The organism is Burkholderia sp. ABCPW 111 (genome assembly GCF_000773065.1).
Classification (GTDB): Bacteria; Pseudomonadota; Gammaproteobacteria; order Burkholderiales; family Burkholderiaceae; genus Burkholderia; species Burkholderia savannae.
The window spans coordinates 1-12707 of the sequence record NZ_JPWT01000138.1 but is presented as its reverse complement, the minus strand read 5'-3'; the positions used below and the strand labels follow the sequence as shown (position 1 = coordinate 12707).

Below are 12707 nucleotides of genomic sequence, written 5' to 3'. Positions count from 1 at the left end.
TTCGGCTTCGGCTTCGGCTTCGGCTTCGGCTTCGGCTTCGGCTTCGGCTTCGGCTTCGGCTTCGGCTTCGGCTTCGGCTTCGGCTTCGGCTTCGAACATCATCGCATCAGCATCTGCGCGACAACGATGGCCGCTTCGCGCACAAGTTTGATCTCCCTCGACGCGCTACAGCCCACCAACTCAGATCGCAGTGTCGAACCTGCGTTATCGATCGGCCGCCCATCACGACCGCACCCCGTCGATTCCGCCTCGGCTTTATGCGCATAAACCATCGGCCAAATGGCTAGCGCGTGGTCAGTTCACAACAAATTCATTGAAATAAAAAATTCGTCCGGTAGAATTCTCCCGATCAAAATAGGAGTGAAAATTGGCAGCTGAAATCATTGCAGTCACTCAGCAAAAGGGCGGTGTCGGCAAGAGCACCATTGCGATGCACCTCGGCGCCGCATTCCACGAAAAAGGGCGACGCGTTCTGGTAATCGACGCCGATGGCCAAAACACCCTCGTTCACTGGTCCAGCGCCTCCGCAGATAGCGACACCGGCATCCCGTTCCCCGTCGTCAACCTCGCCGAAGCGGGCAGCCAGATTCACCGCGAAATCAAGAAATTCATCAACGACTACGACGTCATCATCGTCGACTGCCCGCCGTCGATCACCGAGAAGGTGTCCGGTGTCGTACTGCTCGCCGCGACGATCGCGGTGATCCCGACTTCGTCGTCGCCGGCCGACTATTGGTCGAGCGTCGGCCTCGTCAAACTGATTCAGCAAGCGCAGGTGATGAACGAGGATCTTCGCGCCGTGTTTCTACTGAACAAGACCGAAGAGAAGCGGATGCTCACGCGCGAATTGAAGCGTGCACTCGAAGAACTCGGCTTCCCGCTCCTCAGGACGCAAATTCCCACGCGAGAAGCCTATAAACAAGCGATGGCGCTAGGCCAAACCGTCTTGCAAATGAACGACCGCGGCGCAAAGCTCGCAGCGGCGGAAATCCGTGCATGTGCCGACGAGATCGGCGCGATGCTGCCCTGACTTTATGCGCATAAAGGACCCTGAATGAAACCCTCTCAATTCGCCAAAGGCTTCCAAGCGCGCCCCGACATCACAACCAGCGAAAAGCGCACGGCGCTCGACCGGCTCAACGCGATCGATGGTCTCGTCAAGTCCGACTCAGCCGCACCCGCTGCTCCCGCCAGCAAATCATCGAAGAAAAACATTCCTGTCACCATCGTCGAAACGCCTCCTACCGATCCGGCCGACGAATCGAGCCACTATCGCACGTGGCGAATCGAGAATCGCTATCAGCCCGGCCAGGTGATCGAACTGCCGCTCAAGACGATCAAGCCGAGCCCCTTCAATCCTCGGCACTTTTATCTGAAATCGTCGATCGCGGAACTTGCCGTCAATCTGGCAAAGCAAGGGCAGCAGCAAGCAATTCACGTCATCCCCGATTACGACAATCCCGGCTCCTACTTCGTCAGCGATGGCGGCCGCCGCGTCCGTGCGCTGAAGGAAGCGAACAAGGAATCGGTCAAGGCAATCGTCATCGATCTGCCGATCGGCATTCAGAGCTACAAGCTCGGCTACGACCTCAACGTCCAGCGCGACTCGCAAACGGTCTTCGACAATGCGATCGTCTGGAAGCGCTTTCTCGAGGAAAAGCATTTTCAGAGCCAGAAGGAACTGGCCGAGCATCTCGGACTCGACGAATCGACGGTCGCCGTCGCGCTCTCGATCGGCAAACTGCCCGAGGCCGTGATGCAGGAGATGGTCGCGCGACCGGATCGCTTTGGTTCGAACATGGCGTATCAAGTCGGCCGATACCATACGGCGCGAGGCACCGACTCAACGCTGCGCCTCATCAACAAGATCCTGTCCGATGATCTCAGCACCCGCCAGGTGGCCGACATCGTGAAGGGAAGGGCGACCTCGCAGGAAAGCCCGAAGCCCGCGAGCCGGCAACGATATGCGCAACGGCACGAGATCAAGCTGAACGGCGTATCAGTCGGCGATCTGAAGTCGTACGGCGAAGATCGACTGGAACTGCGGCTGCGCGGCCTGACGCGAGAAAAGCGGGACGAAATCCTTCAGCAACTCGAGCGGATGCTGTTGTCGAACTGAACGCGTGAGTCAAAAAGAAACGGGGCCCAGCGGGCCCCGTTTTTTGTTGCTCGTTACCGAAGAAGTCGAATCCGCGAATCGATCGACAATCGCTCAAGCCGCGCGAGATTGGCTGAGCGTAAAGGCAAGCAGATCGCCGTCGGTCGGTTCGCCCCAAGTCTTTTGAGCGAGCCAGTCGAAGAAGGCCGTTTCGACGAGCTTCGACTCGAGCCCGCGCCGGCGCCAATCGTCGCGCAGATGCGAGCCCAGCGCGGGCAACACGTCGGATTCGAACGACTCGCGCGCAACCTCCCGCTCCGCGTCGCCTTGCTCCTCGTACAGCTGTTTCGCTTCCTTGCGCCGGTACGCGTCGTACTCGCTGCGCAGACGCGCCTTCGGATCGTCCGCTTGCCCGGCGTTGGCCGCCGCCGCAGCAGCGGCCAGTTTGCCGCTGCCTCCGAGCGGAGGCGTTTCGACCGTATCGACGGGCGGCGCATATCCCTTCTTCAGCGCGTCCTTGAAGAGGGCGGGCGCGCTGCGAATAGGCGGCAACGTCGTGCTGCGCACCCGCTGCTCGGTCAGTTGGAGCGCCGCGCGAATCCGGTTTTCCTCGTTGTCTGCGTAAAGCGTTTGCGCTTCCTTCAGTGGAATGCCGATCTTCACCATGCGGTCGACGAGCGTGCTGTCGAACACGTTCGGATGCTCGTCGAGGGCGAGCATCGGCTGCTTTCGCTCCGACACGCGGAACTGGATCTCGGCGACCCGGCGCCCTTCGCGATGCTCGACCAGTTCGACGAAGATGTTCGTCACGGCGTTCACCTCGGCGATCGCCGGACGCAGGTAGTCCCGCTTGAAATACTTGTATTCGCGCTTCGCCTCGTCGCCCGCTTCGGTATCCGGCGTGCCCGACAGAATCGGCCGCCACCATTCCCAAGGCTCGCGCATCGTCAGATGGCTCGGGTTCGTCAGATAGCGCACGCAGATTTCGTACAACGCAAGCCCCGCGCTGCTGCGCAGTTGGCTCTGGAATTGCAGGCTCAGGCGGGCGTACTGCACCGGGTCGAGCAGCTTTTTCTTGATCTTCGGCGCGAACGAGAATTCAACCCACACGCGCCGCGTCGCCGGATCTTCGAGAATTTCGGCGTCGGCGATCAGCGTGGAGATCCCCCATTTCCGGCCGGGCTTCTGGCTCGATGTGCCGGTACTCCATTCGACTTGCACCGACACCATGCGCCGCAAGTGCTCCTTGACGAGCGCCGTGTCGTTGGAGTCGAACGCGGAGTTGGCGACGATGTCCGACAGCAGCGCGCGATAAGTGTCGCCGGAATCGTCGGCTTGCTGGGCGACCGCAAGCAGCACGTTGAACAGCTTGCGAGTCAGCAGGGTGATCTTGCCGTTCTTCGGCTGAATTGCGATTGCCTCGACGGCCTTACGCAATTCGGCGGAACTAGCACTCACCACATCCACATCGGTTTTCTTGGCGCGCTTGGTGGCCATGCGTCGGGTCGGAGGAGAAGTTTCCGGAAGGATAGCGTCTGTGGTGATGTGCGTCCAGAACGGCTTGCTCACCATATGCGGTGAAGCTCGGCGATTTGCGCTCGCTCACCCGAGCAAGCTCCCGTATAGGCTCACCGGTCCAAAATTCGATCATCCCCGACTCACCTTTGCGCACCGCGGCAGGCACCGAGAATGCCGACTTTTTCTCGCGCACGTTTCGCGGCGCGGCTGTTCCCGTATCGTCTCACCTCAAATCCTGTCGCGAAATTGCTACGACGAATTTTCTGTGCGCGCGCGTTTCCGCGGCCGGCGCGCGGTGCCGAATCGGAAAGCAGCGCACAGGCGGCCGGCTTCGATGTCGGCCGAATCACCGCCCGGGATGGCGCCGGACCATCCGTCGGGCAAACGGCTACCGAAGAGTTCAGGCGTCATGTATGTGCATATGCGGACTCGCAGGACGTCAGCCTCGGATCTTTGGGCGTTGAGGTCCGACTGACGCCGGCAGACGACGCGGAGCCCGCCCAAGCGACGCGCTTGAGCGGTTTTGCCGAGCCCGCCCGTACGGAACGGGCATCGGCGCCAGCCCTCGACGTAAATGACTGACGCGTGAGCAGCTGAAGACGATTTGACTCACCGCAATCACGCGAGCGCCCGTGCGATCGGACAAGTGACCTCAGCCGATCGCGCGTGACCTCGAGCATGGCACGTCACCACGCTCAGCCACCGCCGATGCAAACGACGTCCGTCAACGCATGGCACACGTTAGGACGTCGCAGGACGACAACGTGAGCGTGCACGTCTTCGCTCGCCTCACCCCTCGCAATGCGACATGCACGAAAAAGCGCCATCCAAGAGATATACGAGCCGCCGCCGGCGTCACGAACGCAAGCCTCTTCGTCCGCGCTGCAATCAGCCCGAAGCCGTGAGCGTGAGCGCCTCCAGACCGAATCGACTCACCCGAAATCCCGGCAAACGTGAGCGGATCGGACGTTTCGAACTAACCGAATAGCCCTACGAGGGCCAAACGTGAGCCGCAACGTGTTGCTTCGACTAACCGACAGATCAGCAGGACGCAGCCGCCGGCGAATGGGGCGGCGTCCGCCGGCAGACGTCGAGACCGGCAATCACCATCCAAGACGCGCGACGTGAGCGACCAGCAACCGATGCGCCTCACCCCAAGCCGGTCTCGGAGCACGTCGATCGATATCCGAATAATCCCGCAGCCGGACTGCCACTGCCCAAGCTGGGCAACGCGAACGGTCAATTCCACCGTTCGTTGGCGCCCGCCAGGCGACGTGAGTTCGCCTTGCCGCAGTGGCTCACCATCGGCACCGGCGGTGCTCTTCCACGCAGCATCGAACCAAACGATACCGATCCACATCAGCCGCAGACGTACGACACCGAAATGCGGCATGAACTGCCGGCGCCCATTCGTCCTCACCCGAATCGACTCCCCCGAACCAACCCGCGGCAACGTCCTGCTCGCGGCGCTCCCGCCAAAGAAATAGCTCGAGCAAGCACGCTCCGACTCGCCCAAACCCAAACACCGCCTCGCAGCGACCGACTCACTGTGCGCCGCAGGCAGCCAAAGCGAACGTCCGCATTTGACTCGCCTCACCGCCCCAAACGTCGTCGTTTTCTACCGCCCGCCGCCCTTCGGCAGGCCCGTCGAACGGATCTGAAAGAGATATTTCCCTCGTCGCCGGTCCCGCCATTCAGGCCTATTCCCGAAAAAGCTCACCGTTCAAATCCATCGAGCTCATCGTCGATCGTTGCCACAGGACCAGCACATGGGCGATCGACGGCATTCAGCCCCCGTAAAGTCTCACCTCAAGCCGACTTTCGTCCGACTAGATAACGCACCGGATACTCCCGAAAAGCCTCACCATCGCATTCGAATGGCAAAAAACATAACTACATCAAGTAGTTACGAAACATGGCTGAGACGCCAGTCGAAATCTTCTTCTCCCGAATTCCCTCACCTTTACCAAAGCGGGCTGATGCCGCTCGCGCGACGCCATTTCCCGAAAATCCTCACCTTTGATGAAAAGCAGGCACGTGAACAGCGCTCGCCCGCCAATATCCACGGGCGTTCGCGACCAAGTAGGCGTCAACTTCTCCCGAAAAAGGTCACCTTTACCAAATCTCGGGAGCATTCCTGGTCCTGAAAAAGCTCACCTCGAGTTCAATCGACGCCATCGCATCAAACGCCCGAATACCCTCACCTTTGGCGGCAACCCTGGTTCCTGGGCCGACGAAGGTTTCCCGAAAAACCTCACCTTTGGCACATTTCAGGCTCGGAAGCCCCGCCGGACGGGCCTTTACAGGCGCTCCTTCCCGGAAACGCTCACATCAAAACAGGCTGGAATCCCGAGAAATCTCACCTATGCCCCAACTTTGCTTAAAAGAAGGGCAGAATCGCTACCTCGCACCCATCCCGAAAAGCCTCACCTATGGCCGCCCAACTGTGGACAGATCGAATCAGGCTCCACGCGGCTTCACCATCGCGGAGCCCCTGAAAAACCTCACCTTCGGAAATTTCTTCTGTGGGAAACTGTCCTGAACCCGCTCACGATCTTTCCTGCATCGGCTCACGCTGATCCCCGAACCCCATCACGTCGGCTCCCGAAAATTTTCACCTCATATCCCGTAAAACTTCACCTTATCGGCCGCAATCCCTTGCTGGGCAAGGCTTCCCCGTGGCGTTAACGTTTTTAACGAAGGTTCAAGGGTGTTTACTTCTAATACTCTCAAGACGCCCCCGACGAGTTTTCCACAGAACCCCCTTGAGCCTCCAGAAAAGCCTCGAGAACCGCAGCGCCCAGCACGTGAAACAATTGCCGTTATTCGGGCCCTATCCGGTAATCTTTTAAAAACATGGGCTTAATGACGATTCTTCGCTTTGTTTCACGGATGTAGGACATCAACGTGAGCAAAAGGACTCGAGATTTCCCAACCCCGCTTCAGCAGTAGCAAAAGTACAACAAGCAGATCAAAAACGTATTGGAACAAACGTGTTTCGTTATGATTGATACGTTTTGATTTAGCACAACGACCATGACGCTCGATGAGATCCGGCAAACCATTCGCGAAGAACTCGATGCGTTGCGCGCATCCGGCGCCCGTCGGCAAGAACTGTCGCTACACGCATGCAAGCGGTTGTTCTTCGATCTCGGCATCCGCCCGTCCGCCGCGAACGTCCGTGATCTGACCCAGACCGGCAGCGCGAGCGACATCCCGAAGGACATCGACTACTTTTGGGAACGCATTCGTGCGGCGTCCAAAGTCAGGCTCGAGGGCGCTGCTTTGCCGAAGGCCCTCGAAGAAAAGGCCGGCGCACTGCTCGGCACGCTATATGAAGAGGCATTGAAGCAGGCGCGGGAGAGTCTCGATGTCGAGCGGCAGCAGGCTAGCGAGGACGTAGCCGCCGCTGAACAGAAATATCGCGACGCGCTGATTCGCCAGGAAGCGCTTGAAAACGCGCTTGGCCGGAGCGACGCGCGCGCCGAGCAATTACAGAATCGGTTGACCGAAGTCGAGGTGCAGCTGGCGTCCGCGTCGACGCAAGGCCTAGTCCATCAGGATTCGCTGCAGGGCCTGATCCATCGAATGGAAAACGAAAACGCGCTGCTGAATCAGCGCCTCGAAACCGAGCAAGGCCAAAACGCCGCGCTGCGCGAGCGCATCGACGCGCTGCACGCGGAGCTGCGCGAGAACACCGAGCACTACGCACAGCAGATCAAGGACGCGATCGCGGAAGCCGAGCGGCGCGTGAAGCCGATGCTCGTCGAGCTCGATTCCTTGCGCAGCATGGCGTCGACTTACCAGCAGGGGTTGCGTGACGTCAACCGCAAGGAATTCGATTTCCTGCAGCAATTGAGTACCGCCAAGGCGCGCGCGGACCGGCTCGACGCGCAGTTGAAAGAGCAAGGCGACGAATTGGCCGACGCGGTCAAGGAAGTCGAGGTATTGCGGGCCAGTCAGGGCATGACGCCCGAGATTGCCGCTCTGATTCGGCGTCTGGCTGACGCCGGGAGTCTGGATGCAGCGGCGTTCGACGCGATCGGCACATCACTGGATCAGCACGTGTCGCTGCCGGCGCGCTGTTCGAATTGCGGCGACGGCGAACCCGAGCTGTCACACGACGCACGCGGCTACGAATTGCTCTGCCCAGAATGCGAGCACACGTCGGGAGCGCGGTCGTCGCGCTTTGCGGCGGCCGCGTATTTCGCCCGGAAGCGGTGACGGCATGCGTCCGGATTTCTCAAACGTGAGGAAATTCGGGAGTCGAAAGGTGAGCGTTTTCGGGGGGTGAAAAATCCCGGCTTCAAGCCTGGCTTGACGCGGCAGGCGCATCATCGGTGAGCGGCTCGGCGTCGGGCAGCGCACTTGCGAGGTTCTCTCGCCAGTTTCTCCATGCGCGGTGCAGCCGGTTCGACGATATCGGCTGCGCGAATCCCAGCCACTGCCCGACTTTCTCCGGATCGACGCCGTTTTCGAACAACTCGGCCGCGAACGTGTTGCGCAGCGTTTGCGGACTGGCGCGCGCGGTGCGGGATTGCGCGATGTCCGCCGCATCGATGATCGCGTCGACCGCACGCAGCATCGTTGCCTTGTGCATTGGCCGGCCGGATTGGGATGCGGGAAAGACGAGTTCGCCCGGAATGCCGCAGCGTTGGCGTTCGGCGAGCCACGCGTCGAACAGCGCGATCGCGAACGATGCAAGATGTGTTTCGCGTGTGAATTCCGGCTGGGTCGCCGGGATCGTCAGCATCGTCGTTCCAAGTTTCACGCAACTAATCGTGAGCGTGCGCGCCTCGCCGGTTTTCAATCCGCCGCCGAGGAACGCGGCGATGAGCGCGCGATCGCGGCGCTCCTTCCAGAGCGCCGCGCCCATCGCCGGCAGCGGGGAAAACAGATACGCGAGCAGCGCCGCGCGTTCGGCCGGCGCAAGGAAACTGGTTGGTTCATTGTCTCGCGCGCTACGCCAAGTTGCTTCGCCATCCTGAGCGATGAAGCGAGCAGGATTCGTCGAGCCCAGCTCGCTCTTGCGCACGTGGTCGAGCACGCGCTCGATCAGCCTCAAATAGCGGACTCTTTGCGTCTTCTTGATCGGGAGTTCGCCGACGAAGTGGGCGATCGTCTCGGTGTCGACCGTCGCGAGGTTTTTCTGTCGTTTTGCGAGCCAGCCGAGAAACGCGCCCCACTGCGCGCGATAGACGTCGGCCGACGAACGGCGAAATTCCTGGGCGGCCAGCCATGCGTCGAACGCGGTGTCCGGACGGATGAGCCAATCCGACGTGTCGCGATCGAACAGATCGCTCGGGATGTCGGGCGGCGATGTGGGGCTCGTCAAGGTGGGCAGCGACATGTCTATTGTCCCGTTAGTTGCAATTCATCATAGCGTGTCGCATTCGCTCGATAAAGTGTTTCGAGTCAGCGGCCGAACAAATTCGGCAGCCATCGTGCAGCCGGAAGCCAGCTGTCTGCGTGCGAGGCGCGAGCCGCTCGACGGCTTGGGTTGGGCGCGGTGGCGTCAGTCGCCCCACGCGCGCGACACGCGCATGGGGCGCGCCGGCGCTTCCGTCGCGTCGTTCCGCGCGTTCGCGGCCCGCTCGTACGCGGCGACCGCGAACGAAAACACCGCAGGCAGCGCGTTCGACCGCCCGAAGTCGACGAGATCGTCGGTTTCGGGAAAGCACAGTTCGGCCGGGCGGTCGAACAGGCAGCGCACCATCGAATCGTGCCGGCTCGCGAAGCCGAGATCGGCGAGCGCTTCGGCCTCGACCGCGTGCAGGAGCCGCCACGTCAGCGGCACGCCTTGCCGGATATAGCGCTCGGCAATGTGGCGGACAATCGTTTCCATATCGTGCGCCGCAGCCTTGAAGCTGAGCGCGGCCAGATCCTGTTCGGTCATCGCGGGCTCCTGTTTTGCGTATACTGTACGAATATACAGTATTTTGCGCAACTGGCTGACGAGCCGGCTAGACGCCGTGCTGCCGATGGATCACGACGAGGAGCGCCTTCGCTTCGCTCTTGCCCGCGTTGCGGATCGCGTGCGGCCCGTCGGCCGCGTAGCGCGCGGTGTCGCCCGCCTTCAGGCGCCGCGCGATGCCCGCCGCTTCGATTTCGATCGTGCCGTTCAGCACGGTCAGATGCTCGCGCGTGCCCGGCTCGTGCGGATTCGACACGAGCGCGCCGTGCGCCGGCAGCGTCAACTCATACCACTCGAACTTGCCCGCGAGCTCGATCGGCCCCCAGACGCGCAACTGGTATTGCGCGTCGTGCCCGGCGAGCGTCGGGATGTCGTGCGGGCCGTCGACGCGGATCGTCTCCGGCGCCTTCGGCTGCGCGAACAACTCGTCGAGGCTGATGCCAAGCGCGTTCGTGAGCCGCCACGCAACCGCGATCGTCGGATTCGCCTTGTCGCGCTCGATTTCCGACAGCATCGATTTCGATACGCCCGCCGCGCGCGACAGATCGTCGAGCGTCAGCTTGCGCTCGTTGCGCAGGCGCTGAATTTGCTCGCCGACCCGCGGCGGCGCGACGCCGGCGGAAGCGGGCGCGGCTGTGCGCCGCGCGCCGGAAGAGCTTGCCATTTGAATTCCGTTCGCTTAGAGTTGTTCGGTATTTCGAATTTTAGTTCGAAATACAGGAAAAATACGCTGAACCCGACGGCCGACTATAACAGTAGCAAGCTGCTTTGCCGCCGCCACGAGCGCGGCCGAGCGCCGAGGCTTGCAGCCCATATCAGGAGCTTATGCGATGCGTGATGCCTATCTCGCCCATCTACGCGGCACCCTCGAGCAGATTCGCGCGGACGGTTTCTACAAGACCGAGCGTGAGATCGCGAGCCCGCAGGCGGCCGGCATCCGGCTTGCCGGCGGCGCGCACGTGCTGAATTTCTGCGCGAACAACTATCTGGGGCTCGCGGACGATCCGCGCCTCATCGCCGCCGCGCAGGCGGCGCTCGAGCAGGACGGGTTCGGGATGGCGTCGGTGCGCTTCATCTGCGGCACGCAGACCGTGCACAAGCAACTGGAGGCGGCGCTTTCCGCGTTCCTGAAAACGGACGACTGCATTCTGTATTCGAGCTGCTTCGACGCGAACGGCGGCCTGTTCGAGACGCTGCTCGACGAAAACGACGCGATCATCAGCGACGAGCTGAACCACGCGAGCATCATCGACGGCGTTCGCCTGTCGAAGGCGAAGCGCTTTCGCTACAAAAACAACGATCTCGCCGATCTCGAAGCGAAGCTGCGCGAGGCCGACGCCGCGGGCGCGCGCTTCAAGCTGATCGCGACCGACGGCGTGTTCTCGATGGACGGCATCATCGCGAACCTGAAAGGCGTCTGCGATCTCGCCGATCGCTACGGCGCGCTCGTGATGGTCGACGATTCGCATGCGGTCGGCTTCATCGGCGAGCACGGGCGCGGCACGCCCGAGCATTGCGGCGTCGAGGGCCGCGTCGACATCATCACGGGCACGCTCGGCAAGGCGCTGGGCGGCGCGTCGGGCGGCTATGTCGCCGCGCGGCGCGAAATCGTTGAACTGCTGCGGCAGCGCTCGCGCCCGTATCTGTTCTCGAACACGCTGACGCCGAGCATCGCGGCCGCGTCGCTGAAGGTGCTCGAGCTGCTCGCGAGCGACGAGGGCGCGCGGCTGCGCGAGCGCGTGCGCGCGAACGGCGCGCACTTCCGCGAGAAGATGAGCGCGGCGGGCTTCACGCTCGTGCCGGGCGAGCACCCGATCATTCCGGTGATGCTCGGCGACGCGCAGGTCGCATCCAGGATGGCCGACGCGCTCCTCGCCGAAGGCGTGTACGTGATCGGTTTCTCGTATCCCGTCGTGCCGCGCGGCCGTGCACGCATTCGCACGCAGATGAGCGCCGCGCATACGCCCGAGCAGATCGATCGCGCGGTCGACGCGTTCGTGCGCGTCGGCAAGACGCTCGGCGTCATTTAGACGGAGGCTCGCGATGAAAGCGCTTGCCAAGCTCGAACGCGGCCCGGGCCTTACGCTCACCCGCGTGAAGAAGCCCGAGGTCGGTCACAACGACGTGCTGATCAAGATTCGCCGCACCGCGATCTGCGGCACCGACATCCACATCTGGAAGTGGGACGACTGGGCGCAGAAGACGATTCCGGTGCCGATGCACGTCGGCCACGAGTATGTCGGCGAGATCGTCGAGATGGGCCAGGAAGTGCGCGGCTTCTCGATCGGCGATCGCGTATCCGGCGAAGGCCACATCACGTGCGGCTTCTGCCGCAACTGCCGCGCGGGGCGGCGCCATCTGTGCCGCAACACGGTGGGCGTCGGCGTGAATCGCGAAGGCGCGTTCGCCGAGTATCTCGCGATTCCCGCGTTCAACGCGTTCAAGATTCCGCCCGAGATCTCCGACGATCTCGCCGCGATCTTCGATCCGTTCGGCAACGCGACGCACACCGCGCTGTCGTTCAACCTCGTCGGCGAGGATGTGCTGATCACGGGCGCGGGGCCGATCGGCGTGATGGCGGCGGCGATCGCGAAGCACGTCGGCGCGCGCAACGTCGTCATCACCGACATCAACGACTATCGCCTCGATCTCGCACGCAAGATGGGCGCGACGCGCGCGGTGAACGTGTCGCGCGAATCGCTGCGCGACGTGATGGCCGATCTGCACATGACCGAAGGCTTCGATGTCGGGCTCGAGATGTCGGGCGTGCCGAGCGCGTTCACGTCGCTGCTCGAATCGATGAATCACGGCGGCAAGGTTGCGCTGCTCGGCATTCCGCCCGCGCAGACCGCGATCGACTGGAATCAGGTGATCTTCAAGGGCCTCGAGATCAAGGGCATCTACGGGCGCGAAATGTTCGAGACCTGGTACAAGATGGTCGCGATGTTGCAGAGCGGGCTCGACTTGTCACCGATCCTCACGCATCGCTTTCCGGTCGACGAGTTCGAGAAGGGCTTCGCGGCGATGCTGTCGGGCGAGAGCGGCAAGGTGATTCTCGACTGGACCGTGTGACGCCGGGCCGGGAGTCACGAGTCACGAGTCACGAGTCACGAGTCACGAGTCACGAGTCACGAGTCACGAGTCACGAGTCACGAGTCACGAGTCACGAGTCACGAG

The 12707-nt window shown here is 62.0% G+C and carries 10 protein-coding genes; 6 read left to right on the top strand and 4 right to left on the bottom strand.

The window, feature by feature from the left end:
* The 3 genes from X946_RS35570 to X946_RS29240 all read left to right on the top strand — a co-directional run.
* Positions 1 to 267: hypothetical protein (locus tag X946_RS35570; protein ID WP_200886472.1), on the top strand; the 267-nt coding region annotated here is incomplete at its 5' end.
* Between the two features lie 100 nt (positions 268 to 367).
* Positions 368 to 1030 (top strand): ParA family partition ATPase, encoded by a 663-nt coding sequence (gene parA / locus X946_RS29245; RefSeq protein ID WP_038755455.1) that lies wholly within the window; start codon positions 368 to 370, stop codon positions 1028 to 1030.
* Positions 1031 to 1054: 24 nt separating this feature from the next.
* The gene (locus X946_RS29240; RefSeq protein WP_038755453.1) at positions 1055 to 2119 is read left to right on the top strand and encodes a ParB/RepB/Spo0J family partition protein; all 1065 of its coding nucleotides are present in this window, start codon (positions 1055 to 1057) and stop codon (positions 2117 to 2119) included.
* Between the two features lie 93 nt (positions 2120 to 2212).
* On the opposite strand, the gene X946_RS29235 is transcribed toward X946_RS29240, so the two are convergent.
* Positions 2213 to 3595 (bottom strand): replication initiation protein, encoded by a 1383-nt coding sequence (locus tag X946_RS29235; RefSeq protein ID WP_038755451.1) that lies wholly within the window; start codon positions 3593 to 3595, stop codon positions 2213 to 2215.
* A 3057-nt stretch (positions 3596 to 6652) separates the two neighbouring features.
* On the opposite strand from X946_RS29235, the gene X946_RS29230 reads away from it, so the two are divergent.
* Positions 6653 to 7840 (top strand): DNA-binding protein, encoded by a 1188-nt coding sequence (locus X946_RS29230; RefSeq protein WP_038755449.1) that lies wholly within the window; start codon positions 6653 to 6655, stop codon positions 7838 to 7840.
* Between the two features lie 82 nt (positions 7841 to 7922).
* Here X946_RS29230 and X946_RS29225 read toward each other — a convergent pair whose 3' ends face one another.
* The 3 genes from X946_RS29225 to X946_RS29215 form a co-directional block, all read right to left on the bottom strand.
* Positions 7923 to 8966 (bottom strand): tyrosine-type recombinase/integrase, encoded by a 1044-nt coding sequence (locus X946_RS29225; RefSeq protein ID WP_038755447.1) that lies wholly within the window; start codon positions 8964 to 8966, stop codon positions 7923 to 7925.
* A gap of 165 nt (positions 8967 to 9131) precedes the next feature.
* Positions 9132 to 9512, bottom strand: coding sequence for a DUF2471 family protein (locus X946_RS29220; protein WP_038755445.1), 381 nt, complete (start codon positions 9510 to 9512; stop codon positions 9132 to 9134).
* A 67-nt stretch (positions 9513 to 9579) separates the two neighbouring features.
* Positions 9580 to 10194 carry a helix-turn-helix domain-containing protein gene (locus X946_RS29215; protein ID WP_038755443.1) on the bottom strand — a complete coding sequence of 205 codons (615 nt, stop codon included), beginning with the start codon at positions 10192 to 10194 and terminating at the stop codon, positions 9580 to 9582.
* Between the two features lie 166 nt (positions 10195 to 10360).
* Between X946_RS29215 and X946_RS29210 the strand changes: the two genes are divergently transcribed.
* On the top strand, positions 10361 to 11560 hold the full coding sequence (locus X946_RS29210; protein WP_038755441.1) for a glycine C-acetyltransferase: 1200 nt from the start codon (positions 10361 to 10363) through the stop codon (positions 11558 to 11560).
* A gap of 13 nt (positions 11561 to 11573) precedes the next feature.
* Positions 11574 to 12602 (top strand): L-threonine 3-dehydrogenase, encoded by a 1029-nt coding sequence (gene tdh / locus X946_RS29205; RefSeq protein WP_038755439.1) that lies wholly within the window; start codon positions 11574 to 11576, stop codon positions 12600 to 12602.
* The last annotated feature ends 105 nt before the right edge of the window (positions 12603 to 12707 follow it).

Excerpts from the sequence above, each read along its gene's own strand:
- tdh (WP_038755439.1), top strand. The coding sequence starts at position 11,574 with ATGAAAGCGCTTGCCAAGCTCGAACGCGGCCCGGGCCTTACGCTCACC.
- X946_RS29240 (WP_038755453.1), top strand. The coding sequence starts at position 1,055 with ATGAAACCCTCTCAATTCGCCAAAGGCTTCCAAGCGCGCCCCGACATC.
- X946_RS29225 (WP_038755447.1), bottom strand. The coding sequence starts at position 8,966 with ATGTCGCTGCCCACCTTGACGAGCCCCACATCGCCGCCCGACATCCCG.
- X946_RS29230 (WP_038755449.1), top strand. The coding sequence starts at position 6,653 with ATGACGCTCGATGAGATCCGGCAAACCATTCGCGAAGAACTCGATGCG.
- X946_RS29235 (WP_038755451.1), bottom strand. The coding sequence starts at position 3,595 with ATGGCCACCAAGCGCGCCAAGAAAACCGATGTGGATGTGGTGAGTGCT.
- X946_RS29220 (WP_038755445.1), bottom strand. The coding sequence starts at position 9,512 with ATGACCGAACAGGATCTGGCCGCGCTCAGCTTCAAGGCTGCGGCGCAC.
- X946_RS29215 (WP_038755443.1), bottom strand. The coding sequence starts at position 10,194 with ATGGCAAGCTCTTCCGGCGCGCGGCGCACAGCCGCGCCCGCTTCCGCC.
- X946_RS29210 (WP_038755441.1), top strand. The coding sequence starts at position 10,361 with ATGCGTGATGCCTATCTCGCCCATCTACGCGGCACCCTCGAGCAGATT.